This is a genomic window from Vogesella sp. (assembly GCF_046297735.1).
GTDB classification, from domain to species: Bacteria; Pseudomonadota; Gammaproteobacteria; order Burkholderiales; family Chromobacteriaceae; genus Vogesella; species Vogesella urethralis.
Genome location: NZ_JBKBHK010000019.1, coordinates 1 through 25,726 on the forward strand (window position 1 = coordinate 1; position 25,726 = coordinate 25,726).

Below are 25,726 nucleotides of genomic sequence, written 5' to 3' on the forward strand. Positions count from 1 at the left end.
TTTCCGTTCCGGCCTGGCCGTCACCGCGCAACGCACGCCACCCTCCTCCCCTGCGGCCAACCCGGAACCCCTGCCCACCTTCAGGGCTGCCCAAGACCCTGCCCGCGCCGGCGGCTTTGCCAGCGCGCTGGCACGACCATACGTCAGACGGCAGTACCCGACGACCAAGAAAGGGAAAGCATGGCCTCCGTCCGTTCCTTCCGCACTACCCTCAGCTGGCCGGTATTCGTGCCCGGCCTGCTGCTGATCGGCCTGATCCTGGCCTGGGCCACGCTGGCCCCGGCTTCCGCCGAAGCCTTGCTGGGCGCCGCCCAGCGCACCGTCAGCCAGCAATTCGGCTGGTTTTACATCCTGGCGGTCGCCGTGTTCCTGCTGACGCTGCTGGGCATTGCCGTCAGCCGCTACGGCGACATCAAACTGGGGCCGGATGACGCCACGCCAGCGTTCAGCCTGCCATCGTGGCTGGCCATGCTGTTTGCCGCCGGCATGGGCATCGGCCTGATGTACTTCGGCGTCGGCGAACCGCTGCAGCACTATCTGTCACCACCGTTGGCCGCGGCCAATCCGCAAGCGGCCGCGCAGCAGGCGATGAACCTCACCTTCCACCACTGGGGCCTGCACGCGTGGGCCATTTACGGCGTGGTGGGGCTGGTGCTGGCCTACTTCGGCTTCCGTTACCGGCTGCCACTGACGCTGCGCGCCGGCCTGTACCCGATTCTGGGTGAACGCATCCACGGGCCGTGGGGCCACGCGGTGGACGTGTTCGCGCTGGTTTCCACCGTGTTCGGCATCGCCACCACGCTGGGTTTCGGCGTGATGCAGTTGGCCGCCGGCCTGCAGCAACTGGCCGGCATCGACACCACTAGCGATGGCTTCAAGCTGGGGCTGATCGCGGGGGTGATGGGGCTGGCCGGGCTGTCGGCCGCCACCGGCCTCGACAAAGGCGTGCGCCGCCTGAGCGAGCTGAACCTCGGCCTGGCGCTGCTATTGCTGCTGTTCGTGCTGTGTGCCGGCCCTACCGTTTACCTGCTGATGACGTTCAGCGACAACCTGGGCAGCTACTTGTCCGGCATGGTGGACCTCACCTTCCGCACCTTCAGCTACGGCAGCGACGCGCAGCAACAATGGCTGTCCGGCTGGACGCTGCTGTACTGGGCGTGGTGGGTGTCGTGGTCGCCGTTTGTCGGCCTGTTCATCGCCCGTATCTCGCGCGGGCGCACGCTGCGTGAATTCATTGTCGGCGTGCTGCTGGTGCCCACGCTGTTCAACTTCCTGTGGATGACGGTGTTCGGTAACAGCGCCATCTGGCTGGATATGCACGTCGCGGCTGGCGCGCTAGGCAGCGCGGCGGCCAACGTGGACAGCCTGCTGTTCCGCTTCTTCGACTACCTGCCGTTCCCGCTGCTAAGCGGCAGCGTGGCCATGCTCCTGATTGCAGTGTTCTTCGTTACCTCGGCCGACTCCGGCGCCATGGTGCTGGACAGCATTGCCAGCGGCGGCGATACCGCGTCGCCGTTGTGGCAGCGCCTGTTCTGGGCGCTATTGCTGGGCGTCACCGCCGGCGTACTGCTCACCGCAGGCGGCCTGAAGGCGCTACAGGCGATGACGCTGGTGAGCGCGCTGCCGTTTACCGCCATCATGCTGTTGCTGTGCTACAGCCTGTGGCGCGGTCTGCAGTCCGACCATTGCCACCAGACGCAGCAACCGGCGCCGGCCACACAGTTCTGGAGCGGCCACCACTGGCAGCAACGCCTGCGCCAGCTGGTGCAGCGCCCGGACGCCGCCACCGTGCAGCAGTTCATCGACACCGAAGTGCAGCCGGCGCTGCGCACCGTAGCCGACGAGCTCAGCCAAAACGGCGTCAGCGCTGGCGTGCAACGCCGCGACGACGGCAGCGTGCTACTGCGTATCGACCAGCCCGGCGCCCGCGACTTCGTCTACCGCGTGTACTGCCACGGCCAGCCGCAACCGGCGTTCCTGCCGGCGCGGGCCGACGACGGCGTATACCAGTACCTGGCGCAAACCGATTTTGCCGACGGCCGCGAGGGCTACGACATCCGCTATCTGCGCCGCAGCGAGATCATCGCCGACGTGCTGAAACAGTACGAACGCTACCTCAGCCTGCAATGGCAACAGCACGGCCAGCTGCTGAGCAGTGCGCCGGCGCATCCGGGCTGAACACCTCCGCCACCATGCAACGCGCGCCGCCGCCGCCCAGGTCTTCGATGATGTCCAGCGGCGCGTGCACAATGCGGCCGTGCGCGGCCAACGTGGCTTGCTGCGCCGGGGTAAACGCCGCCCAGGCGCGGCTGGACATGGCAATCACCGTGCCGCCGTCGCCGCCACGCAGCGCGATGATGTTGCCGCAGAAGCTGGCCATCTGCGCCTGGCTGATGCTGATCACCGTCTTGCCGTCGCGGCGCAGGCGGCTGCGCACGCGCTGGCGCTCGCCCACGTCGGCAATCGCCGGCAGACAGACCACCGCAAAATCCGGCCCGATCGCCATCATCACATTGCTGTGGTAGATGGCGCGGCCGGCCGCATCCACCGCGTCAAACACCTCGCAGCGATAGCCCAGCCGGGCCGCCAGCGGCTGCAGCAAGGCCGGCTGGCTACGGCCGGAACGGCACAACCAGGCGCGGCGCGCGGCGTGATCGAACACGATGGCGCCAGTGCCTTCCAGGTACTGCCCATGCTGCTCGTGCGCGCTCAGGTCCAGCAGCGTGCGGCCAACCCCCTGCTGCTGCAGCCAGGCCACGATGTCGTCGCGACGCTCCAGCCGGCGGTTGGCCGCCGCCATCGGGTACAGCACCAGCGTGCCGTCGGCGTGGGTGGAAAACCAGTTATTGGGGAACAAGGCGTCCGGCGTATCCGGCCGCGTCTGGGCAAACACCTGCACCTGCACGCCGGCCGCGCGCAAGGCGGCCACGTAGCCATCAAACGCCTGCTGCGCCAGCAGCGTGTGATGGGCGCCGGCATCCGGCACCGGCTGCTGGAAATGGTTGCTGCCCAGCGTCTGCGGGTTGGCACGGAAGCGGCTGGGCCGCACCATCAAAACCTGTGAGGCAAGGGTGGACATGGTTTCTCCCGGTGGGTGGTTTGCCGGGATAGTGTGGCGGCCGGGGCTGACACTTTGCAGTTGGCACACTGGGCATTTTTATCGTTATGCTGTACATATTGATAAATATGGCCAGCAATATGCACCTCAACGACACCGATCGGCAGCTGATTGCCCTGCTGCGCGACAACGCCCGCACCCCGGTCACCGAGCTGGCCGCCACACTGCGCGTATCGCGCGCCACGGTGCAGAAGCATATCGACAAGCTGGAGCAGGCCGGCATCATCGTCGGCTATACCGTGCGGCTGAAACCGGAAGCCGAGGCGCAACGCATCCGCGCCTGGATGAGCGTGGCCGTGGAAGGCCCGCGGGCGCCGGCCGTACTGCAGGCGCTACGCGGCGAGCCGCACGTGTACGCGCTGCACTCCACCAACGGCCGCTGGGACATCGTGGCCGAATTGCGCGCCGACTCGCTGGAGCAGTTCGACCGCGTGCTGGGCCGTATCCGGCTGATTCCCGGCATTGCCGCCACCGAAACCAGCCTGCTGCTGTCCACCTATAAAGCCTGACGCCCGAAAAACGGACAAAAAAAGGCCTGTCCGGTTGGGGACAGGCCACTAAGGGTCGGTTCCCGGCCGCACATGGGGGCCAAGAACACTTAAGACCAGGGACAAAGAGATCACCAGAACAGTTCCAAAGATGCCGATTGCTCAGGCACCCTCATAACGGATCCAGAAGTCAAAGCCGTCGGGCGCGGACCCGGCTGCTTCAACACGGGGCGAATTGTACGGATGTTAACGGGGCTTATTAATAGGCATTCGAAGCTTATTTGCCGCCTGAACTTTGTATACAATGTATTTACGCCACTTTCACCTTCGAATCGAAAAATGGACAAGTTTGACCGCAAGATCATCGCTGCACTGCACGAAAACGGCCGCCTGAGCTTTGCCGAACTGGCCCGCCGCGTAAACCTGTCTGCGCCCGCCGTTGCCGACCGCGTGGAAAAGCTGGAACGATCGGGCGTGATAGCCGGTTATCGCGCAATCATCCGCCCGGAAGCGCTGGGTTGCCCGATACAATGCCTGATCGAGCTGACGGTAAAAAACCAGGAGTACTACACGGTACTGGAGCTACTCAAAGCCATGCCGGAGATCGTGCATTGCGACTCCATCACCGGCAGCAGCGGGCTGATGATCCGAGTCGCGGTGGACAGCATGGGCACGCTGCAGGCGCTGATCGCCCGCCTGATGCAGTACGGCGATACCAAGACCTCGATGGTGATCGACACCCCCATCAGCCACCGCCTGCCGCCGTTGCCGGAAGAAGACTAGCGCGTCGTGCCCCCTCGGTTCGGCAACACCGCACCGGGCAAAGACACTGCGGTGCCCGTCGCAGAAATACGACGCGTTCGATAACTTTACCGCACCAATCATCGCCATCATTCGATGACATAAAACCATGACCGGCCAGCCACGAGCGCTATGCGTCTGCGCCTTTGGCTAAGCTGCGGCAACCACCAAACTGGTGGCAAGCCCAGGAGCCCGCCATGTCCTTCATTCCCCAAACCCACCCGCTATCAGCCAGCGATGCCAGCACCATGCTGGCGCTGCGGGCACAGACCGCCGCTTTCAAAGGCGCCGTTTTCGGCCCCGACGGCCGAGCACCTTACGATGACATCATGCACGCCGTTGCCGAGCCGGCAGGCATTCACTATCAAGCCGACTGTGTTGGCGGCGTCAACGGTTACTGGTGTTTGCCGGCGCAGGCCGCCACCGACCGTGCCATCTTGTTCCTGCACGGCGGGGGCTACGTCATGGGCTCGGCGCGGGCTTACTGCCACTTTGCCGGCCACTTTGCCCGCCTGAGCGGCAAGGCGGTGTTTGTTGCCAACTATAGGCTGGCACCGGAACACCCTTACCCTGCGGCACTGGAAGATGCGGTCGCAGCTTATCAAGGCCTGCAGGCAAGCGGCCGGCAACGGCTGCTGGTGATGGGCGATTCGGCCGGTGGCGGCCTGACGCTATCGCTACTGTCACGGCTGCATACGCTGGGTCACATCGTACAGCCGGTAGCGGCCATCGCCATGTCGCCATGGACCGATCTGAGCAATCAGGGCGACAGCCACCGCAGCCGCCACGACGCCGAGCTGTACCTGAGCAATACCATGGTGAATGCCTGCGCCGCCATGTATCTGGGCCAGACCGCCGCGCAAGATGGCGGTGCCTCGCCGCTGTATGCCGACGTGCACGGCCTGCCACCGCTGCAATTGCACGTTGGCCGCGACGAGATCCTGCTGGACGACAGCCTGCGCTATGCCGAGCGTGCCAGTGACGCCGGGGTGGATGTCTCGCTACACGTCTGGGACGGCATGCCGCACGTGTTCCCCAATACCCCCGGCCTGTTGCAGGCGGCAGACGAGGCGCTGGCCATCATGGCCCGCTTCATCAACCGGCATCTGCCAGCGCTGTAGTACGCCGGCTACATCGCCGTGCGCGATGTAGCCGCGCCTTACCTGATGCAGATCAACACGGCCCGACTGCGGCCAACCTTTGTCGTTGGCAGGCAAAAAAACGGCCTGCCCGGGTATGGGCAGGCCTGAACTATGCACAAAGAAGCAACAGAATACACCTAAAGAACGAGGCGCCCGTCTCCACACGGGCACCGGGCAATCAGCACGGCGGGCACACCCGCCGTGCTGCTCGTCTCGCAACCACTTGATCGCGAGACCAGCCTTACTTGGCGGCCATCCAGGCCTGGGCGGTATCCAGCATGCGGTTGGAGAAGCCCCATTCGTTGTCGTACCACGACAGCACTTTCACCTGACGGCCTTCGATGACGCGGGTCAGGGTGGCGTCAAACACGCTGGACGCCGGGTTGTGCATGAAGTCGATCGATACCAACGGCAGGGTGTTCACCGCCAGCACGCCTTTCAGCGGGCCGTTGGCCGCGGCGGTGACCAGCTCGTTCACTTCGGCCACGGTGGTATCGCGCTGCGCGGTGAAGGTGAGGTCAACCAGCGACACGTTGGCGGTGGGCACGCGCACGGCAAAGCCATCCAGCTTGCCTTTCAGTTGCGGCAGCACCAGGCCGACGGCGGCGGCAGCACCGGTCTTGGTCGGGATCATCGACAGCGCGGCGGAGCGGGCACGGCGCAGGTCGCTGTGCTCGGTGTCCAGCAGCACCTGGTCGTTAGTGTAGGAGTGCACGGTAGTCATCAGGCCGTGCGCCACGCCGATGGCGTCGTTCAGCGGTTTCACCAGCGGCGCCAGGCAGTTGGTGGTGCAGCTGGCGTTGGACACGATGTTCATGTCGGCACGCAGAATGTCGTGGTTCACGCCGTACACGATGGTGGCGTCGGCATCGTCGGCCGGCGCGGAGATCAGCACTTTCTTGGCACCAGCTTGCAGGTGCAGGCCCGCCTTGTCGCGTTTGGTGAAGATGCCGGTACATTCCAGCACGATGTCCACGCCCATGTCGCCCCACGGCAGTTCGGCCGGGTTGCGCACCGACAGCAGCTGGATCGGCTTGCCGTTAACCACCAGTTTGTCGCCTTCCAGCGCCACGGTACCCGGGAACGGGCCGTGGATGGAGTCGTACTTGGTCAGGTGCTCGTGCAGTTCCGGCTTGCCCAGATCGTTGATGGCAACGATTTCAATATCCTTGTCGGCAAAACGTTCCTGCCAGGCGCGCAATACCATGCGGCCGATGCGGCCGTACCCGTTGATGGCGAGTTTCAGTGCCATGTTGTGTCTCCTTTATTCGGGTGAATCTTGCGTGCCAGCAGCACGCTTGCGATGGGAACATCGTTCTCCCAATCCTGCTTGTACTCAATGCCTTACAGCTTTGTAGTGTGCAAATTACCAACACTTTCCGGCGAACATCGCCACCGTCGCGCGCGCTGCCGGCAAAACAGCCTTGCCTTGCGGCCAACCTTGGGTTACTGCGTGGCCACAAAGTGGTATCGATTCCACTATAGCCGAAAAAAGACCCCGGCTATACGCCGGGGTCGAAGGAGAGCAAAGCCTCAGGGTGCAAACACCCGGTCGCTTACTTCAGCTGGCTGGCAAACTGCGACGGGTCGCCGCCTTCCACCACCAGGTGAACCAGATTGCCGGGCATGGCCATCACGCCGCTCACGCCCAGTGCTTTCAGATTGCCTTCGTTGATGCGGCTGGCGTCGGCCAACTCCACGCGCAGGCGGCTACCGGCCACCACTTCCACGGCGCGGATGTTGTCGCTACCGCCCAGCGCGGCTTTCAGTGCGCCACCATCGGCAGCGGCGGCTTGCGGGTTGGCCAGCGCGGCGCGGATTTCATCGGCAATCAGCTCGGCCTCGGGGCCCAGTACCACCTGTACGCTACCGGCCGCCGGCTTGATCATGCCGCGCGAACCCAGCGCCTTCAGGGCAGCTTCGTCGATCGCGTCGTTGCTGGCCACTTGCAGGCGCAGGCGGGTGGTGCACGCGTCCACGCTCTTCAGGTTGGCCGCACCGCCCAGCGCGCCGATAAAGCCACGCGCACGGTCGCTGCCCTTGCTGCCCAGCGAGGCGGCGGCGCTGCTACCGGCGGCCACTTCTTCGCGGCCCATGGTCATCAGGTTGAATTTCTTGATGAAGAAGGTGAACAGCACGTAGTACACGGCAAAGTAGGCCAGGCCCACCGGAATCAGCAGCAGCGGCTTTTGCGCGATGCCGAAGTTCAGCAGGTAGTCGAACAGGCCGGCAGAGAAACCGAAGCCCAGTTTCACGCCCAGCGCGTGCATCAGCGCCATCGAGATGCCGGTCAGCACCGCGTGGATGGCGTACAGCGCCGGGGCCAGGAACATGAAGGCAAACTCGACCGGCTCGGTGACGCCGGTCAGCGCGGCGGTCAGGCCCATCGACAGCAGCACGCCGCCTACCGCGGCCTTGTTTTCCGGACGCGCGGCACGGTACATCGCCAGGCACGCAGCCGGCAGGCCGAACATCATCACCGGGAAGAAGCCGGACATGAACATGCCAGCGCTCTTGTCGCCGGCAAAGAAGCGGCTGAGGTCGCCGTGTACCAGCTTGCCGGCGGCATCGGTGAAATCACCCAGCTGGAACCAGGCAAAGGTATTGATGATGTGGTGCAGGCCGGTAACGATCAGGATGCGGTTGAGCACGCCGTACACGAACAGGCCGAACTCGCCGGCGCCAATCACCCAGTGGCCAACGGCGTCGATGCCCTGCTGGATCGGCGGCCAGATATAGCCCAGCACCACGCCGGCCAGCAGCATGGCAAAACCGGTAGCGATCGGCACGAAGCGGCGGCCGCCAAAGAAGGCCAGGTAGGACGGCAGCGCGATGTCCTTGTAGCGGTTGTACAGCAGGCCGGCGCTGATGCCGGCGGTAATGCCGGCCAGCACGCCCATGTTGATCTTGGCGTCGATCACTTTCAGTACTGCGGTCAGCACCAGGTAACCGATGGCGCCGGCCAGGCCGGACGCACCGTTGTTGTCCTTGGCAAACCCCACGGCCACGCCGATGGCGAACAGCAGCGCCAGGTTGCCGAAGATGGCATCCCCGGCTTGCGCCATCACCGGAATGCCCATCAGGTCCGGCTGGCCCAGACGCAACAGCAGGCCTGCCACCGGCAGGACGGCGATCGGCAGCATCAGGGCACGGCCCAGCTGCTGTACGCCGGCGAACTTGCTTGAAGTACTCACTGTGTTTCTCCTCTTCGTTTTAATGCAGGCCGCCAGTTGGGAGGATGCGACGGCCTGACCAGATCAACGCAGCAGGGCCGCAGCGTCGGCTTGTAACCGCGCCCGCACTTGTTGCGCCGAATTCAGCGACTGCAGGTCCAGCGCCAGTTGCTGGCAGGCACTGCTGTCCAGACGGCGGACGGTATCCTTGATTTCCGGCACAAGCGACGGGCTGACCGACAGCTCGGTAACACCCAGGCCCACCAATACCGGCGTGGCCTGCGGGTCGGACGCCAGCGCGCCGCATACCCCTACCCACTTGCCGTGCTTGGCGGCGCCGTGCACGGTCAGCGCGATCAGGCGCAACAGCGACGGGTGCAGCGCGTCAAGGTTGGCCGCCAGCGCCGGGTGGCAGCGGTCCATCGCCAGCGTGTACTGGGTGAGGTCGTTGGTGCCGATGGACAGGAAGTCGGCGTGCTCGGCCAGCTGGTCGGCCAGCAAGGCAGCCGACGGTACCTCGATCATCACCCCCAGCTGCGGGCGTTCGCTGACGCCCAGCTCGGCGGCCAGCTCGTCCAGGCGCTGGCGCACGCGCTGCAGGTCGGCCACGTCGGCCACCATCGGCAGCAGGATGCGCAGGCGCGACAGCGGCTTCAGCTGCAGCAACGCGCGCAGCTGCGCGTCCAGCACCGCCGGCATGGCAAAGCCGGTGCGGATGCCGCGCAGGCCCAGCGCCGGGTTGTCTTCCGGCGGCAGCGACAGGTATGGCACGTCCTTGTCGCCACCGGCGTCCAGCGTACGGATGATGGCGGTGCGGCCTTCCAGCGCGTCCAGCACGTCCTGGCAGGCGGCGCGCTGCTCGTCTTCGGTAGGGGCGTCGTGACGGTCGATAAACAGGAATTCAGTACGCAGCAGGCCCACGCCGTCGGCGCCGTTCAGCACCGCGTCACGCGCTTCGGCCGCGTTGGCGATGTTGGCCGCCACCTCGATGGCCACGCCGTCGCGGGTACGCGCCTGGCCGGCAGACTGCTCGCGCAGCGTGCGGCGACGCTGTTCGCGCTGGGCGATGTCCTGGCGGGCCGCATCCAGCGTGGCGGCGTCGGCGTGCGCATCCAGCCAGCCTTCGCCGGCGTTCAGCAGTGCCTCGCCGCCGGCAGCCAGCGCCAGCGCGGCCGGGCCGCACGCCACCAGCGCCGGGATGGCCAGCGCACGGCACAGGATGGCCACGTGGTTGGTGGCGCCGCCGCGCGCCAGCACCACGCCGGCCAGCTGTTCGCGCGGCAGGCGGGTCAGCTGCGACGGGGTCAGGTCGTCGGCTACCACAATGGCCTGCGCCGGCAGCTGCGGTGCGGCTTCTTCGCCGCCCAGCAGTACATCCAGCACGCGGCGTTCCAGGTCTTTCAGGTCGGCCACACGCTCGGCCAGCAGCGCATTGCCCAGCCCCAACAGCACCTCGCTCTGCGCGCGGATGGCGCTGCGGTAGGCGTAGGCGGCGCTGCGGCCATCCAGAATGTAACGTTCGGCGGCTTGCGCCAGTTCCGGATCTTCCAGCAGCGCCAGATGGGCGCCGAAGATGTCGCTTTCGGCGTGGGCGCCACGCTTGTCGGCCTGCGCCACGTCGGCGGCCACTCGGTCGCGCACTTTTTGCAGCGCAGCGTTCAGCGCGGCCAACTCCGGCTCTACGCCGTGGCCGCGTTCCGGCACCGTGCGTTCCTGTTCGGCCAGCAAGACCAGGGTGCCGACGGCCAGGCCCGGCGCGGCGCACACACCGCCCAGCTTGCCGTCGTCACGGGCCTGCACCGGCACGGGTGCGGCCACGGCAGCGTGGCCGGCGTGGCTGGCGGTTTGCAGCGCGGCCACCACGGCGGCCAGCGCCTCGGCAGCTTGTTCGCCGCTGGCGTGCACGCTGACGCTATCGCCTTCACCAACGCCCAGGCCCATCACCGCCACCACGCTACGCGCGTTGGCGTGCTGGCCGGCAAAGTGGATATCGATCTGGCAGGGGTAGCGGCGCGCCACCGATTGCAGCAGCGCACACGGCCGTGCGTGCAAGCCGCCTTCGTGTGCCACCACCGCGCTGGCGGTGAGGGCGGAGGATTCTGCGCCGTGGACGGCGCCAGGGTGGGAGATGGCACCCTGGGCCGTCACGGTCAGAAAACCCGGCGCGCCGGCTTCCACAAGGCCGGACGCGTCGAGGGAGAGAGCCATGTCGTCGCTGTTGGTGACCACCACGACGGTAATGAGGGACGGCGCGCGACGCGCCACGCTGTCGATGTCGATATCCACCAAAGGTTGGCCGCGCTGCACGCGGTCGCCCTTCTGTACGCGGGTGGCAAAGCCGTGGCCGCCCAGCTTCACGGTGTCGATGCCGATGTGCAGCAGGATCTCGGCACCGTTGGCCGCACGCACGGTGACGGCGTGGCCGGTGTTGGACACCTGACTGATCTCGCCGTCGCACGGCGCCAGCAGGGTGGAAGACAGCGGCTCGATGGCGAGGCCCTGGCCCATCAGGCCACCGGCAAATACCGGGTCGGGCACCGCGCTCAGCGGCAGGACCACGCCGGCCAGCGGCGCGTGCAGGGTAACGGTTGCAGACATCGGGTTTCCTTCTCTGAAGCGCGCACGCTGCCCCGCAGCGATGCGCTCAAGTCATGCTGGTTTCAGTGCCGTCGGTCTTGGCCGCGGCATCGCTTTGTGGTCGGCCTGCTGCCGGCAGCCGTGGCTGCCGGCCGGTCGACTTAGACAGTCAGGGTTTCTTTTTTCAGGTGACGCGGGGTGTCCGGGTTGAGTCCGCGCGCCTCGGACAGGCGCGCCGCCATCAGGTAGAAGCTCTGGATCGCCAGCAGCGGGTCCAGTGCTTCGTCGCCGGCAGTAGCAAGGGTGAGGTTACGGCTGGCCACGTCGGCCGGCGCTGCCAGCAGCACGTTGGCACCGCGGCCGCGCATTTCGTCGGCCAGTGCCACCAGGCCGGCTTGTTCCGGGCCACGCGGGGCAAAAATCAGCAGCGGGTAACCGTCGTCCACCAGCGCCATCGGGCCGTGCTTGATTTCGGCGCCGGAGAACGCTTCGGCCTGGATGACGCAGGTTTCCTTGAATTTCAGTGCCGCTTCCAGCGCTACGGCAAAGCCGAGGCCGCGGCCCACCACCATGATGCGCTCGGCCGGCACCAGCACGTCCAGCGCGCTGCTCCAGTCCTGACGGGTGGCGTCGGTGAGGTGATCGGGCAGGTCGTTCAGCGCGCCCAGCAGGGCGGTGTCGTTCTGCCAGTGCGCTACCAGGCGTGCTACGGCAGACAGGGTGGCGATATAGCTCTTGGTGGCGGCGACGCTTTTTTCTTCGCCGGCACACAGCGGTACCGACCATTCGCAGGCAGCTGCCAGCGGGGAGTCGGGTTTGTTGACCAGCGCCACGGTGCGGGCGCCGGCCTGGCCCAGGGCGGCCATGGTGTCGATCAGGTCGGGGCTGCGGCCAGACTGCGACAGCGCCACGGCCAGTTGCCCCTTCACGTTGAGCGGTGCTTGATGCAGCGTCAGCAGCGACATCGGCAGCGATACCACCGGCGTGCCGGTGCGCTGCATCGCCAGGTAGGCGAAATAGTTGGCCGCATGATCCGAGCTGCCGCGCGCCACAGTCAAAGCCAACTGCGGCGGCGCTTTCGCCAGTTCGCGCGCCAAGACGGCCAGCCCTTCATCGGCATACATATGCTGGGCAGACACCGCCTGGGCGGCAAACAGGGCTTCATCAAGCATTAACGAGCTCAAGACACTCTCCTTCTACGAATACGCGTTGCAACTGCAGGTTTGAATCCATCACCACGATGTCAGCCCACGCGCCTTCCTGCAGCCGGCCGCGGTCGTGTACGCCCAGGTAATCGGCGGGGTACAGCGACAAGCGGTTGCTGGCGGTGGCCAGCGGCACACCGATCTGCACCAGGTTGCGCAGGGCCTGATCCATGGTAAGGGTGCTGCCTGCCAGCGTACCGTCGGCCAGGCGCACTCCGCCCAGGCACTTGGTGACCGTCTGCGAGCCCAGCTTGTACTGGCCGTCCGGCATGCCGGCCGCAGCCGTGGAGTCGGTGACGCAGAACAGGCGGGGGATGGCACGCATCGCGGCGCGGATGGCCCCCGGGTGGACGTGCAGCAGGTCCGGTATCAGCTCGGCGTACTCGGCGTGTGCCAGTGCCGCCCCTACCATGCCCGGCTCGCGGTGGTGCAAGCCGGTCATCGCGTTAAACAAATGGGTAAACCCGCTGGCGCCGTTTTCCAGCGCCGTCACTCCGTCTTCGTAGCTGCCCAACGTATGGCCCAGCTGTACGCGTACGCCCTGCCGGCTCAACTCGCGGATCACTTCCATGTGACCGGCCACTTCGGGCGCGAGGGTAACCAGGCTGATCGGGGCGAGCGACCGGTAGTGGTTGATTTCTGCCATCGCGGCTTCCACCGCGTTGTCCGGCTGCGCACCCAGCTTGCCCTTGTTGATGTACGGGCCTTCCAGATGCACGCCAAGAATGCGTGCGCTACCCGGCTGCCGGCTGCGGCTGGCGTCGCCCAGCGCAGTCAGTACCGTTTCCAGCGCCTCGCGCGGGGCCGTCATGGTGGTGGCCAGCAGCGAGGTGGTACCGAAGCGGGCGTGGGTACTGGCCACGTGCTGGGCCGCGCGGCCCGCTTCCATGATGTCGACACCGCCGCCACCGTGGACGTGCAGGTCGATGAAACCCGGCAGGATGTAGCGCTCGGCGTCGCCGGCGGCGGCCAACCTGCCGCTGATGGCAGCGATCCTGCCGTCGTCACCCAGCTGCAGCTCACCGTCCATCCAGCCGGCGGTGGTCAGCATGCGGCCTTGCAAAACTCGTGTTGCGTTCATCGTCTCAGTTCAGCGACAAAGTCGTAGTAATCGTTGCGACACCAGGTGTCGGTCAGCTCGATGGCCACGTTTTCTGCCGTGTAGCCGATACGGGTAATCAGCAGCATCGCCTCGCCCGGCTTGATACCGGCGGTGGCGGCCAGCTCGGGCCCGGCGTTCACGGCGCGGATGTGCTGCAGCGCGCGCACGATGGGGTGACCGGCCTTGTCCAGGTAGGCGTACAGCGAAGCGCCTACCGCTTGCGGCTCGGGCAGGTAGGCCAGCGGCAGCGAACTCTGCTCGATGGCCATCACCACCCCGTCGGCCAGGCGCTGGCGCTTCAGGCGCGCCACTTGCGCATTGGGCGACAGGCCCAGCTTGATCACTTCTTCGTGCGTTGCCGCCGCCACCGTGCGCGACAGCCATACCGATGACGGCTCGAAGCCCTTCATCTTCAACATTTCGGTAAAACTGGTCAGGCGCGACAGCGGCTGTTCCAGGCGCGGGGTAATGAAGGTTCCCGAGCCATGACGGCGGCGAATCAGGCCTTGCTCCAGCAGTACATCCAGTGCCTTGCGCGCGGTAACGCGCGAAATGCCCAGCTCTTCGGAAAAGGTACGCTCCGAAGGCAGTGCCTCGTCGGCCTGCCACCAGCCGGCGTGAATCGCCTCGGCCAGCTTGCGTGCAAACTGCAAGTACAGCGGGGTGGTGGAAGTCTCTTCCGGTTTCAATGCATCCCAGCGGCTATCCATAGGGCTACCCTGCAAATGGTGATTCAAAGGCGCCATTGTAGAACCCCGCCCATTTGCTGCCGATGCGGAACATGACTTTGCACAACCGCAAAAGTAATACCACTAAAACACCACGTCAATACCAATCTATCAAATACCAGGGCAGATACAAGAAATGCAACACCTTGAAATGCCTTGCATTCAAGCCTTATCGCTTATGCCGCAGTGCAAAATGCCATGCAAATGCCAGTTAATGGCATTTTTATGACCTAAAAGTGGTATTAATCTGGCTTGCAAATCCGGCCACAAAAAAAGCCCGCAACACGCGGGCTTTGGCATAAGCGCGACAGGTATCAGCCGTCGCGACGGGCCTTGGGGCGCCAGCCGATCAGCACTACCGCCAGGATAATGATGGCCATCGCCCCCATTTCGTGCAGGCCGACGTGCTCGTCCAGCAGCCAGACACCCAGCAGGACGGCGATCACCGGGTTGACGTAGGCGTAGCTGGTGGCCGCCGCGGCGCTGACGTTCTTCAGCAGGAACAGGTAGGCGGTATACGCCACCATGGAACCAAAAAACGCCAGGTAGGCCACTGCCAGCCAGCCGGCCAGTGGCGGGTTGGCCGCCAGCTGCTCACCGGCGGCGGCACTGCCCAGCAGCAGTGCCAAACCGCCACAGATCATCATTACCGCACTGGACATCAGACCTTTGGGTTGCACCAGGTGCTTGCTCCACGCCGAGCCGAACGCCCAGCCGGCAGAGGCAAACAGCAGCGCGGCGGCGCCAGCCGGCGACGCCTGCAGGTTGGCCCCCATGTTCAATACCACCATGCCGACAATGCCCAGCAGAATGCCGGCCACTTCCATCTTGCGCGGCACGTGGCCAAAGAAACGGGCAAACAGGGTGGCGAACAGCGGCACCGTGGCCACCACCAGTGCCGCCACGCCGGACGACACGTCCTTCTCGGCCAGCGTGACAAAGCCGTTGCCGATGGCCGGCATCAGCACGCCGAGGATGGCGCAGCTACGCAGCTCCTGCCATGTAGGGTTGGCCTCGCCACGCCAGCGCAGCCAGGCGTACATCAGGCTGCCGGCGGCCAGAAAGCGCACGCCGGCCATCATGAACGGCGGCCAGTATTCGACACCGATACGGATGGCAAAGTAGGTAGAGCCCCAGATCACGTACAGGGCAAAGAAAGCAGCAAACAGCTTTAGCTGGTGGGAAGAGTCGGTCATGGCGGGTTCCAGTCAAGGCTGTGACCTTGCCTGCAGCCCATGACAAAAACAAGATGCCACAGCAGAAAACGCTGTTCAGCAGCCTGTACTTCTGGCTTGGTCTCAGGCCAGCGTGGTCACCATCACATGATGATGTTGACGCAAGCCTACGGTACGAAAGCCCTGTTGCTGATAAAAACGCAAGGCTGGGCTGTCCGGATGCACGGCCAGCGACACCTGGCTATACCCCTGGTTGGCCGCACGGTGTAACAGCGTATTCAGCAACTGACGGCCCAAGCCCTTGCCGCGCACATCCGGCAGCAGTGCCATACGTAATTGCGGCGTAAAGATATCGACAAAAGCCAGGCCAATACTTTCCGGCAACAAGCGCAACCAGCCTGCGCCAACGTCACGGCCGGCCTTCTGTGCCACCAGCCCCAGATCAAATGGCGAACCCCAGTCATCGACCAAGGCCGTACACGCAGGCGGCCCAGCATCAGGATGAGGCCAGGTACTCAGCGTCCACCACGTATGCAAACCGGGCTGATCAACCGGCAATAAAGGACGAAAGGCAAACATGCTGGTATTCGTAACGCTCCGAAATACAAATTTAAGCGGCCACAGCCGAGGCTGCATACAGCAATCGCCCTATCACAGCGGCCGCGTTGGCAACCAAAGGATAGGGCGACATATAGAATGGCAATATCATAGGACAGATCTGCATCCACTGACCAACAAGAAAAACGCGTCGATCATTAGCGGTACTGATAAGCAATGCTTAAGCCGGCTGTAACACATAGCCCGGCGCCGGAATGCCCGGCCACAGCTCGTACAGCACCTGCGGTTTGGTGAGGCCGCCGTGGCGCGGGCTGGCCGGAATGCCCAGCATCATCGCCGCCGCCACGCTCAGCTCGCCCACCCGGTTGCTCGGGCCGCGGTCTGCCACCACGCAGTCCACGCTCTTGCCCTGCCAGGTTACCCGCGCCAGACAACCGCGCACCACGCCCTTGGTGCGCTGGATCACCAGCGGCGGCACCACGATGTAAGGCTCGGTGGCGGCATCGACATACGCCGCCGGGTCATCCGCCGCCATGCCGGGGTGGCGGTACCAGGTCATCGACGGAATGGTGCCGTCGGGCAACACCCGCGGTTCGTTGTCGTTATCCAGAATCACGATATCGCGCGCCCACTCGTGCAGGCAGATCACCTTGCCATTGATGCGGCGCATGCCGCCGTTGGCCAGCGACTCCAGGCCTTGGTCATCCTCGCGGTAGGCCGCCAGCGACCCGTGCTGGCCGTTGGCGCCATCGGCATCGATATCGGCGTCGGCCATGAAGTAGACGCGGTCGCTGGCGTCCTGCCAGATCTTGCAGACATAGCCTTCTGCCGAAATCACCCCCAGTAATTCGTCCATGATGCGCTCCCGTGAACAGGCAGCCCCGGCGGGGCTGCTGTATTCGGGATGGCATGACGGGCAGGGTTCTATACAGCGCAGACGGTCAGCCATGCTGCATATCGTGGCCTAACTATCAGGCTAACAGCACATTCGATAATGCAAACCATGCTGCTACCCAAACGGCCTGACAGTAAAAATCCCCCCTGCCGCCAGCGACAGAGGGGATGAATACCGGTTGCAGCCAACGTTGGCCGCAGGCTTTACGCGTTGTAACCCAGGTTGGGCGCCAGGTCGCGCTCGGCCTGCGCCACGCTAACGCCACGCCGGGTAGCGTAGCTCTCCACCTGGTCGCGGGCAATTTTGCCCACGCCGAAGTAGCGGCTGTCGGGGTGGCTGAAGTAGAAGCCGGACACCGCCGCCGTCGGCAGCATGGCGTAGCCCTCGGTCAGCGTCATGCCGATGGCCGGCGCGTTCAACAGCTCGAACAGCTCGCGCTTCACAGTGTGGTCCGGGCAGGCCGGGTAGCCCGGCGCCGGACGGATACCGACGTACTGCTCGTCGATCAGCGCCTCGTTGTCCAGGTCTTCACCGGCGGCGTAGCCCCAGAACTCGGTGCGCACGCGGTGGTGCATCAGCTCGGCAAAGGCTTCGGCCAGGCGGTCGGCCAGTGCCTTGAGCAGGATGGCGCTGTAGTCGTCGTTGGCAGCCTCGAAGCGCGCCACGTGGGGGTCGATGCCCAGACCGGCGGTGACGGCAAAGGCGCCGATGTAGTCCTGCACGCCACTGTCGGCAGGGGCGATGAAATCGGCCAGCGCCCAGTCGGGGTTGGCCGCCGAGCCGTCCTTGGTGGCTTTTTCCAGCTGCTGGCGCAGGCCTACCCAGGTCATCAGCGGTGCGCCGTTGTCCGGCGACAGGATTTCGATATCGTCCACGTCCACGCTACGCGCCGGGAACAGGCCGATCACCGCGTTGGCCTGCAGCCATTTCTCGTCGATGATCTGCTGCAGCATGGTCTGCGCGTCGGCCCACAGGCCGCGGGCGGATTCGCCGACAATCTCGTCGTCCAGAATGGCCGGGAAGCGGCCGGCCAGCTCCCAGCTCTGGAAAAACGGCGTCCAGTCGATGAAGCGGGCGATCTCGGCCAGGTCGTAGCGCTCGAAGCGGCGCACACCCTGCCACTTCGGCGCCGGCGGCACGTAGCCGGCCCAGTCGATGCGGTGACGCGCCTCGCGCGCCTTGGCCAGCGGCAGCAGCTTGGCGTCGCCACGGCCTTCAAAAATGGCACGCGCCTTGGCGTAGTCGTCGGCCACTTCCTGCACGAAACCGTCGCGCAAGGTGTCGGACAGCAGGTTGGAACACACCCCGACGGCACGGCTGGCGTCCGGCACGTAAATCACCGGGCCGCTGTAGTGCGGGGCGATCTTCACCGCGGTGTGCACGCGGCTGGTGGTGGCGCCACCGATCAGCAGCGGGATGTCGAAGCCCTGGCGCTGCATTTCTTTCGCCACGTGCGCCATTTCTTCCAGGCTGGGGGTAATCAGGCCGGACAGGCCGATGATGTCGGCCTTGTGTTCGCGGGCGGCGTCCAGAATGGTCTGGCACGGCACCATCACGCCCAGGTCGATCACCTTGTAGTTGTTACAGCGCAGCACCACGCCGACAATGTTCTTGCCGATATCGTGCACGTCGCCCTTCACCGTGGCCATGATGATCACGCCCTTGGCCGGCGCGTCCTGCAGGCCCATGCGGATTTTTTCTTCCTCGATGAACGGCTCCAGGTGCGCCACCGCGGCCTTCATCACGCGGGCAGATTTCACCACCTGCGGCAGGAACATCTTGCCGGCGCCAAACAGGTCGCCCACCACGTTCATGCCGTCCATCAGCGGGCCTTCGATCACGTGGATCGGGCGCTCGCACTTCAGGCGCACCTCTTCGGTGTCTTCGACGATGAAGGTGGTGATGCCCTTCACCAGCGCGTATTCCAGCCGTTTTTCTACCGGTTGGCTGCGCCAGGCCAGGTCTTCACCCTTGGCTTCCTTGGCGTCGCCACGGAAGCTTTCCGCCAGCGCGATCAGCGCCTCGGTGGCCGCCATGGCATCGTCGCCACGCATCAGCACCACGTCCTCGATGCGCTCGCGCAGCACCGGGTCTACCTCGTCGTACACCTCCAGCGCGCCGGCGTTGACGATACCCATGGTCATGCCGCGCTGGATGGCGTGGTACAGGAACACGGCGTGGATGGCCTCGCGTACCTTGTTGTTGCCGCGGAAGCTGAACGACACGTTGGACACGCCGCCGGAGATCTTGGCGTGCGGCAGATGCTGCTTGATCCAGCCGGTGGCCTCGATGAAGTCCAGGCCGTAGCGGGCGTGTTCCTCGATACCGGTGGCCACGGCAAAGATGTTGGGGTCGAAAATGATGTCTTCCGGCGGGTAGCCCACTTCGTCTACCAGCACGCGGTAGCTCTTCTCGCAGATTTCCACCTTGCGGGCGAAGGTGTCGGCCTGGCCGGCTTCGTCGAAGGCCATCACGATCACCGCCGCGCCGTAGCGGCGCAGCAGGCGCGCCTGCTCGACAAACTTGTCCTTGCCCTCTTTCAGCGAGATGGAGTTGACGATGCCCTTGCCCTGGATGCACTTGAGGCCGGCTTCGATCACATCCCATTTCGAGCTGTCGATCATGATCGGCACCCGCGCGATGTCGGGTTCGGCGGCGATCAGGTTGAGAAAGCGCACCATGGCCGCCTTGGCGTCCAGCATGCCCTCATCCATGTTGATGTCGATGATCTGGGCGCCGTTTTCTACCTGCTGGCGCGCCACGTCCAGCGCCGTGGCGTAGTCACCGTTGAGGATGAGCTTGGCAAACGCGCGCGAACCGGTCACGTTGGTACGTTCGCCGACGTTGACGAACAGGTCCTTGTCGCCGATGTTGAAAGGCTCCAGGCCGGACAAGCGGCACTTGGGCTCGATCTGCGGCAGCGGGCGCGGCGGCAGGTCTTTCACCGCCTCGTAGATGGCCTTGATGTGGCCCGGCGTGGTGCCGCAACAGCCGCCGATGATGTTGACCAAGCCCGACTCGGCCCATTCGCGGATCTGCGGCGCCATGTCTTCCGGCAACAGGTCGTAGCCGGTGGGCGCCAGCGGGTTGGGCAGGCCGGCGTTGGCGTGTACCGACACGAAGCTGTTGGCGATGCGCGACATCTCTTCCACGTACGGGCGCAGCAGGTCCGGCCCCAGCGCACAGTTCAGGCCGAAGCTCAGCGCGTCGGCGTGCGACAGGCTGTTATAGAAGGCTTCGGTGGTCTGGCCGGTCAGCGTGCGGCCGGACTGGTCGGTGATGGTACCGGAAATCATGATCGGCAAGCGGGGCACGGTTGGCCGCGTGTCGAAGTACTGGTGGATGGCAAACACCGCCGCCTTGGCGTTCAGGGTGTCGAAAATGGTTTCCACCAGCAGGAAGTCGGCGCCGCCCTGCACCAGGCCGTCGATGGCGGTGGTGTAGGTGTCTACCAGCTCGTCAAAGGTAACGTTGCGGTAGCCGGGGTCGTTTACGTCCGGGCTGATGCTACAGGTGCGGCTGGTGGGGCCCAGCACGCCGGCACAGAAGCGCGGTTTGTCGGGGGTGGCGGCAGTCTGCGCTACGCACAGGTCTTTTACCAGCTTGGCGGCGGCAAAGTTCAGCTCCCACACCAGCGACTGCATGTCGTAGTCGGCCATGGCGATGGCAGTAGCGTTGAAGCTGTTGGTTTCGATAATATCGGCACCAGCATCAAGGTATGCTTGGTGAATCTCGGCAATGATCTGCGGCTGGGTCAGTACCAACAGGTCGTTATTGCCCTTGAGGTCCACCGGCCAGTTGGCAAACCGTTCACCCCGGTACTGTGCCTCGGTCAGCTTGTACTGCTGAATCATGGTCCCCATGCCACCATCCAGAATGAGGATGCGGCGGGCAAGCAGGTCGTAAACAGGGTGAGAAGTCGGCTTTGGCATGTTGAGTGTGGCTTTTCTGTAAACAGACAGACGGTGAAGGCAAAGCCTCATCTTATCATCGCCTTCCGGCCTCAACCGACCATCCTTTAGAACAAGAGGGCATAACATTGCCCGGGGAGCCGAATATGTCTACTGCACAACGCCTTGGCTACCTGCTGGTTGCGTGCTGCGGTACCGTCCATGCGACACCACCACTACGCATAGGCGTGGCAGAGTCAGACGCTGCGCCCATTGTGGTGCTGAATGCTCAACGCCAGCTGGCCAGTGGCCTGTCCAAGGACTTGGGTGACGCACTAGCCCGTGCGCTGTCCACCCGCGCCAGCTTTACCGTATTGTCGCGTAACCGGGTAGAGCCAGCGCTACAAAGCGGCAAGGTAGACCTGATCTGCAACTCTAACCCGGCCTGGTTTGCCAACAGCAGCCGTTATGGCTGGACCCGCGACTTTTACCCGCAGATCGAACGCATCGTTACCCTCAAAACCCACCCGCGTACCATCAATAGCAGCGACGAGCTTGCCGCGCTGCGCATCGGCGTCATCCGCGGCTACCACTACCCCACGCTGGAGCCGCTTTGGCAAAGCCAGCGTGCGGAGCGGGCCAACCATCCGCATCTGGATTCCAGCCTGAAGGCGCTGGGGCTGGGCATGGCCGACGCGGTGGTCAGTTCGGAGCTGGAGTTGGCTGCCTGGGTCAAGCAAAACCCGCAAGCTGGCCAGCAGCTACGTATGCAACCGTGGGTGGTATCGGTGATGCCAACAAAATGTGCGGTGGCACCGGGCGGCAAATACAGCGTTGCCGTGCTGAATGAGGGCATCGCCCAGTTGGAAAAGCAAGGCGAACTTAACCGTATCCTGCAGCGCTACCGCTGGAAAACCCGCTAGCATCTGCCGCCACGACCTTGACGCGCCGTCCGGCATGGCTATGCTGACGGCGTGTTGCGTTTGCAAAGCCCAAGCCATGACCCACTACCTGTACCTGCACGGCTTCCAGTCCGGCCCACAATCACTCAAGGCTCGTGAAACCGCTGCCTACCTGCACGCCATCGCACCAGAGGCTACCTTCGACAGCCCGCAGCTATCGCCCTACCCGGCGCAGGCGATAGCACAGATGACTGAGTACATCGCCGGCCTGACGCAGCCGGTGGTGCTGATCGGCAGCTCGCTGGGCGGCTATTACGCCACCTGGCTGGCAGAACGCTTTGCCCTGCCGGCGGTGCTGATCAACCCAGCCATCCGCCCGGAAGACGACCTGGCGCGCTTCATCGGCCCGCTGCACAACCCGTACACCGGCGAGCACTACACGCTGGGCTGGCAACACATGGACGAGCTGCTGGCGCTGCGGCCACCGCGGCTGACGGCGGCCAACTACTGGCTGGTGCTGGGAACGGCAGATGAAGTGCTGGACTGGCGCCAGGCGGTACGCTACTACCGCGGCGCGGCCACCACGGTGCTGAACGGTGACGACCACCGGCTGCAAGGTTGGCCACAATGCCTGGGACAGCTGCTGACAATACCGGGGCGACAGCCAACGATATAGTACTGGGCCATGCTCAGGCCGGGCCCGAAACCTGCAAGGTCAAGGCTTCACGGTCTCGCAACATGGCGTAATCACCACGGGCTGCATGGCAGAGTACAGTCGCCAACAGTTCCAGCCGTATCGGCTTGGTCAGAAAGTCATCCATACCGGCCGCCAGGCAAGCCTGACGATCTTCGTCAAAAGCATTGGCAGTCAGCGCCACGATGTCAGGCTGTGCCGGCAGGTCATGCCCCCGTATGGCCTCGGTGGCTTCCACGCCGCTCATATTGGGCATCTGCATATCAATCAGCACCAGATCGACATTACCCTGGCGCATCTGCTGCAACGCCTGCACGCCATCGTCGGCGAGCGTCAGGCGGCTAAGCCCCAGGCGCTGTAGCATCTTCACGATCAGCTTCTGGTTGATCGGATTATCCTCTGCTACCAGCACGCGCAGGGTACGTGCCGCCTCGGGCAAGCTCACATCTTGCGTGATAGCGCCCGCCAATACGGGTGCCGCGACTGTTTCGGCACGCCAGCTGAAAGTAAAACAGCTCCCGGCGCCGGGTTGACTCTGCACGTGGATATCGCCACTCATCGCCAGCGCCAACCGCCGGCTGATGGCCAAGCCTACCCCGGTACCGCCATGTCGGCGTGTAGCCGAACTGTCGGCCATCTCGAAAGCGCGGAACAGCCGCCCTTGCTGCGCCAAGCTCATGCCGATGCCGGTATCACGTACCGCTACTTGCCAGCAGGCATGGCCATCCTGCTGCTTCTGCAGCGATACCTGCAAGCTGATCTGGCCCTCCTCGGTGAACTTCAGCGCATTGGACAACAGATTACCCAGCACCTGGCGGATGCGGTCGGCGTCGCCGCGCAGCCATGGCAGCGCCTCAGGGCGGTCAAGCCACAAGCTCAGGCCCTTGGCATTAGCGCGAGTGCGGTATTGCGCCGCGACACCGTCCAGCAACGCCAGCATGTCTACCATGTCGCGACGCAGGCTGAGATTACCGTTTTCAATACTGGACAAGTCCAAGATATCGTTGATCAACACCATTTGTGCTTCGGCGCTTTGCTGCAATGTCTGCAACAGATCATGCTGTGCAGCCGATAGCGGCGTACCAGAGAGCAGCTCTGCCATGCCCATCACACCATTCATCGGGGTACGCAGCTCGTGGCTCATCACTGCCAGAAATTCAGTCTTGGCACGCATGCCAGCCTCGGCCAGCGCCAGTGCTTGGCTTAGCTCCAGCGTACGCTCGGCGACCTTTTCCTCCAGCAGGTGCGCCGCTGCGGCCAGTTCGCAATTAGCGGTATAAAGTTCCAGGCTTTTGGCTTCCAACAGGCGTTCGGCCTCCTGGCGGGCAGCCTTCTCACGCGCCAGCCGCTTCTCCAGGCGCTGGATGATGTCTTCGTCGCTCATGTTTTTTCCAGCACAAAACGCACCACCTTGCCATCAGCGTCCAGCGGCTCACGCAGCAGGCGGACACGCCCCTGCTCGCCATAATGCGCTATGGCACCATCGATCAGCCCCACTGCCAGGTCGGCCAAGCAACGCGGCGAACGGTACACCACCGCCAGACGTTGCGCGGTATGCGATTCCACCTCAAACGACGGTAGCTCGGCATCGGGGTATAGCTTGCGCACTTCGGTATGGATAACCTGCTCGATGTGGCTGACCAGCTGGATAGTGCTGTCGCAAGCGTTGATGAAAGCGGGGTACAGCACGAAGAAGCGGCCAAACAGGTACTGGCCGAAGGCGTGGATCAGCACCGGCACCTCGATACCGCTACGCTTGGACAGCGCTACGATCAGGCTGACCATCTCCGGAAACGGGTAGGTCCCCACCGCGGTATAGGCCCCGCCATGCGGCAGATCGGCATCGTCGATGATGTCGTCCACCATGTCGGCAGAAAACTTCTGCTCCACCAAGCCGAGAAATTCGGTAAACACCACACCTTTCATATGCCTCCCCTTTCAGGAACCGCACTGAACAATCTGTTTATCCTGCGGCAAACCACTTTGATGCACTATCGGCACAGCAGTACCACTCGCAACCGGCGCCAAATAGCCCTGCACAATGCGGGGTAAGCAACGGCACCGTAGTGATGGCAAGTGCCGCAGTATTTGGCGATACATTCGATAAGGAAGACCATGAATTTGCGCGTACGATTTGACATTAGCGGCGGCCCTGACGTATTGCAAACCGAACACGTCGATTGCGGCCAACCCGGTCCCGGCGAGGTGCTGTTGCGACACACTGCCATCGGCGTCAACTTCATCGACACCTATCACCGCAGCGGCCTGTACCCGTTGCCGCTGCCATCCGGTCTGGGTAGCGAAGCCGCCGGCGTGGTGCTGGCGGTGGGCGAAGGCGTCGGCCACGTGGCTGTGGGCGACCGCGTCGCCTACGCCGGTGGCCCGCTGGGTGCCTACAGCCAGCAGCGGGTGATACCGGCGCAACACCTGGTGACACTGCCGGACAGCGTCAGCGACGACACCGCCGCCTGCCTGATGCTGCAGGGCATGACCGTTGCCTACCTGATCCTGCATACCTACCGTGTACAACCGGGCCAGACCGTGCTGTGGCACGCTGCTGCCGGCGGCGTAGGCCAGATTGCGGTGCAATGGCTGTCGGCGCTGGGCGTGACGGTGATCGGCACCGTGGGCAGCGCCGACAAAGCCGCGCTGGCGCGCGCATTGGGCTGCGCCCACGTCATCAACTACCGCGAAGAAGACGTGCCGGCACGCGTGCGTGAACTGACCGGCGGCGCTGGCGTGCCGGTGGTGTACGACAGTGTCGGCAAGGACACCTTCGAGATGTCGCTGAACAGCCTGGCGCCGCGCGGCATGCTGGTCAGCTTTGGCAACGCCAGCGGGGCAGTGCCGGACTTTTCGCCGCTGCTGCTGGCGCAGAAAGGCTCGCTGTTCTTTACCCGCCCGCGCCTGCACGACTACATTGCCACCCGCGCCGAGCTGGAAGCGCTGGCCGGCGCGGTGTTCGAACAGGTGGCCAACGGTACGGTGAAGGTGCAGCCGTCGGCGCGCTACGCGCTGGCCGACGCCGCGCAAGCGCACCGCGACCTGGAAGCGCGCCGCACCACCGGCTCGCTGATCCTGCTGCCGTAATAAGGTGCGGCCAAGCCGGCAAGGTTGGCCGCACGCAGCATGAAAAAAGCCTGCCATGCGGCTAATGCCGGTCAGTTAATGCTGACTGGCGTCTTTTTGGCTTGGGGTTTGCTGCGTTCAGGAGTGCTGTTGTGTCCGCGATGCGGACAATAATCTAGATGCCGGTTCCGCCCGGCAGACGGGAAAGG

20 protein-coding genes are annotated in these 25,726 nt (G+C 64.4%); 7 read left to right on the forward strand and 13 right to left on the reverse strand.

Annotated features, from left to right (window positions below; genetic code table 11):
• Window positions 1–180 precede the first annotated feature (180 nt).
• The gene (locus ACK4FZ_RS16000; RefSeq protein ID WP_409822554.1) at window positions 181–2,178 is read left to right on the forward strand and encodes a BCCT family transporter; all 1,998 of its coding nucleotides are present in this window, start codon (window positions 181–183) and stop codon (window positions 2,176–2,178) included.
• On the opposite strand, the gene ctlX is transcribed toward ACK4FZ_RS16000, so the two are convergent.
• On the reverse strand, window positions 2,117–3,079 hold the full coding sequence (gene ctlX / locus ACK4FZ_RS16005; protein ID WP_409822557.1) for a citrulline utilization hydrolase CtlX: 963 nt from the start codon (window positions 3,077–3,079) through the stop codon (window positions 2,117–2,119). The genes ACK4FZ_RS16000 and ctlX overlap by 62 nt on opposite strands.
• A 119-nt stretch (window positions 3,080–3,198) precedes the next feature.
• Between ctlX and ACK4FZ_RS16010 the strand changes: the two genes are divergently transcribed.
• From ACK4FZ_RS16010 to ACK4FZ_RS16020, 3 genes are all read left to right on the forward strand, one after another.
• Window positions 3,199–3,627, forward strand: coding sequence for an Lrp/AsnC family transcriptional regulator (locus ACK4FZ_RS16010; protein WP_144370790.1), 429 nt, complete (start codon window positions 3,199–3,201; stop codon window positions 3,625–3,627).
• 318 nt (window positions 3,628–3,945) lie between these two features.
• On the forward strand, window positions 3,946–4,389 hold the full coding sequence (locus ACK4FZ_RS16015; protein WP_144370789.1) for an Lrp/AsnC family transcriptional regulator: 444 nt from the start codon (window positions 3,946–3,948) through the stop codon (window positions 4,387–4,389).
• 215 nt (window positions 4,390–4,604) lie between these two features.
• Window positions 4,605–5,528 carry an alpha/beta hydrolase gene (locus ACK4FZ_RS16020; protein WP_409822561.1) on the forward strand — a complete coding sequence of 308 codons (924 nt, stop codon included), beginning with the start codon at window positions 4,605–4,607 and terminating at the stop codon, window positions 5,526–5,528.
• Between the two features lie 262 nt (window positions 5,529–5,790).
• Here the strand turns inward: ACK4FZ_RS16020 and gap are convergent, their stop codons facing one another.
• The 10 genes from gap to metH all read right to left on the reverse strand — a co-directional run bounded on the left by gap (window position 5,791) and on the right by metH (window position 20,894).
• A complete protein-coding gene (gap, locus tag ACK4FZ_RS16025; protein WP_144370787.1) occupies window positions 5,791–6,801 on the reverse strand; it encodes a type I glyceraldehyde-3-phosphate dehydrogenase in 1,011 nt (336 codons plus the stop codon).
• Between the two features lie 304 nt (window positions 6,802–7,105).
• The gene (gene nagE, locus ACK4FZ_RS16030) at window positions 7,106–8,743 is read right to left on the reverse strand and encodes an N-acetylglucosamine-specific PTS transporter subunit IIBC (protein WP_409822564.1); all 1,638 of its coding nucleotides are present in this window, start codon (window positions 8,741–8,743) and stop codon (window positions 7,106–7,108) included.
• A 63-nt stretch (window positions 8,744–8,806) separates the two neighbouring features.
• Window positions 8,807–11,320 carry a phosphoenolpyruvate--protein phosphotransferase gene (ptsP, locus tag ACK4FZ_RS16035; RefSeq protein ID WP_409822567.1) on the reverse strand — a complete coding sequence of 838 codons (2,514 nt, stop codon included), beginning with the start codon at window positions 11,318–11,320 and terminating at the stop codon, window positions 8,807–8,809.
• 140 nt (window positions 11,321–11,460) lie between these two features.
• Window positions 11,461–12,483, reverse strand: a complete 1,023-nt coding sequence (locus tag ACK4FZ_RS16040; protein ID WP_240802276.1) for an SIS domain-containing protein — start codon at window positions 12,481–12,483, stop codon at window positions 11,461–11,463.
• Window positions 12,464–13,555, reverse strand: a complete 1,092-nt coding sequence (gene nagA / locus ACK4FZ_RS16045; protein ID WP_144370784.1) for an N-acetylglucosamine-6-phosphate deacetylase — start codon at window positions 13,553–13,555, stop codon at window positions 12,464–12,466. The genes ACK4FZ_RS16040 and nagA overlap by 20 nt, the downstream gene beginning before the upstream one ends.
• Before the next feature lie 26 nt (window positions 13,556–13,581).
• A complete protein-coding gene (locus ACK4FZ_RS16050) occupies window positions 13,582–14,316 on the reverse strand; it encodes a GntR family transcriptional regulator (RefSeq protein ID WP_409822570.1) in 735 nt (244 codons plus the stop codon).
• 332 nt (window positions 14,317–14,648) lie between these two features.
• Window positions 14,649–15,530: a drug/metabolite exporter YedA gene (gene yedA / locus ACK4FZ_RS16055; RefSeq protein WP_409822573.1), complete on the reverse strand. Its 882-nt coding sequence runs from the start codon at window positions 15,528–15,530 to the stop codon at window positions 14,649–14,651.
• A 102-nt stretch (window positions 15,531–15,632) separates the two neighbouring features.
• Window positions 15,633–16,145: an N-acetyltransferase family protein gene (locus ACK4FZ_RS16060; protein ID WP_409822575.1), complete on the reverse strand. Its 513-nt coding sequence runs from the start codon at window positions 16,143–16,145 to the stop codon at window positions 15,633–15,635.
• Between the two features lie 142 nt (window positions 16,146–16,287).
• Entirely contained in the window at window positions 16,288–16,923 is a 636-nt protein-coding gene (locus ACK4FZ_RS16065) for a hypothetical protein (RefSeq protein WP_409822578.1), read from the reverse strand.
• Window positions 16,924–17,165: 242 nt separating this feature from the next.
• The gene (gene metH, locus ACK4FZ_RS16070; protein WP_409822581.1) at window positions 17,166–20,894 is read right to left on the reverse strand and encodes a methionine synthase; all 3,729 of its coding nucleotides are present in this window, start codon (window positions 20,892–20,894) and stop codon (window positions 17,166–17,168) included.
• A gap of 125 nt (window positions 20,895–21,019) precedes the next feature.
• On the opposite strand from metH, the gene ACK4FZ_RS16075 reads away from it, so the two are divergent.
• Both ACK4FZ_RS16075 and ACK4FZ_RS16080 read left to right on the forward strand, forming a co-directional pair.
• The gene (locus ACK4FZ_RS16075) at window positions 21,020–21,775 is read left to right on the forward strand and encodes a substrate-binding periplasmic protein (RefSeq protein ID WP_409822585.1); all 756 of its coding nucleotides are present in this window, start codon (window positions 21,020–21,022) and stop codon (window positions 21,773–21,775) included.
• A gap of 76 nt (window positions 21,776–21,851) precedes the next feature.
• The gene (locus tag ACK4FZ_RS16080; protein WP_409822588.1) at window positions 21,852–22,430 is read left to right on the forward strand and encodes a YqiA/YcfP family alpha/beta fold hydrolase; all 579 of its coding nucleotides are present in this window, start codon (window positions 21,852–21,854) and stop codon (window positions 22,428–22,430) included.
• 13 nt (window positions 22,431–22,443) lie between these two features.
• On the opposite strand, the gene ACK4FZ_RS16085 is transcribed toward ACK4FZ_RS16080, so the two are convergent.
• Together ACK4FZ_RS16085 and ACK4FZ_RS16090 are read right to left on the reverse strand one after the other, a co-directional pair.
• Window positions 22,444–23,832 (reverse strand): response regulator, encoded by a 1,389-nt coding sequence (locus ACK4FZ_RS16085; RefSeq protein ID WP_409822591.1) that lies wholly within the window; start codon window positions 23,830–23,832, stop codon window positions 22,444–22,446.
• Entirely contained in the window at window positions 23,829–24,374 is a 546-nt protein-coding gene (locus tag ACK4FZ_RS16090) for a heme NO-binding domain-containing protein (RefSeq protein ID WP_409822594.1), read from the reverse strand. Before ACK4FZ_RS16090 ends, ACK4FZ_RS16085 begins: the two co-directional genes overlap by 4 nt.
• A 189-nt stretch (window positions 24,375–24,563) precedes the next feature.
• Here ACK4FZ_RS16090 and ACK4FZ_RS16095 point away from each other — a divergent pair, with 189 nt between their 5' ends.
• Window positions 24,564–25,538, forward strand: a complete 975-nt coding sequence (locus ACK4FZ_RS16095; RefSeq protein ID WP_409822597.1) for a quinone oxidoreductase family protein — start codon at window positions 24,564–24,566, stop codon at window positions 25,536–25,538.
• Window positions 25,539–25,726 lie beyond the last annotated feature (188 nt).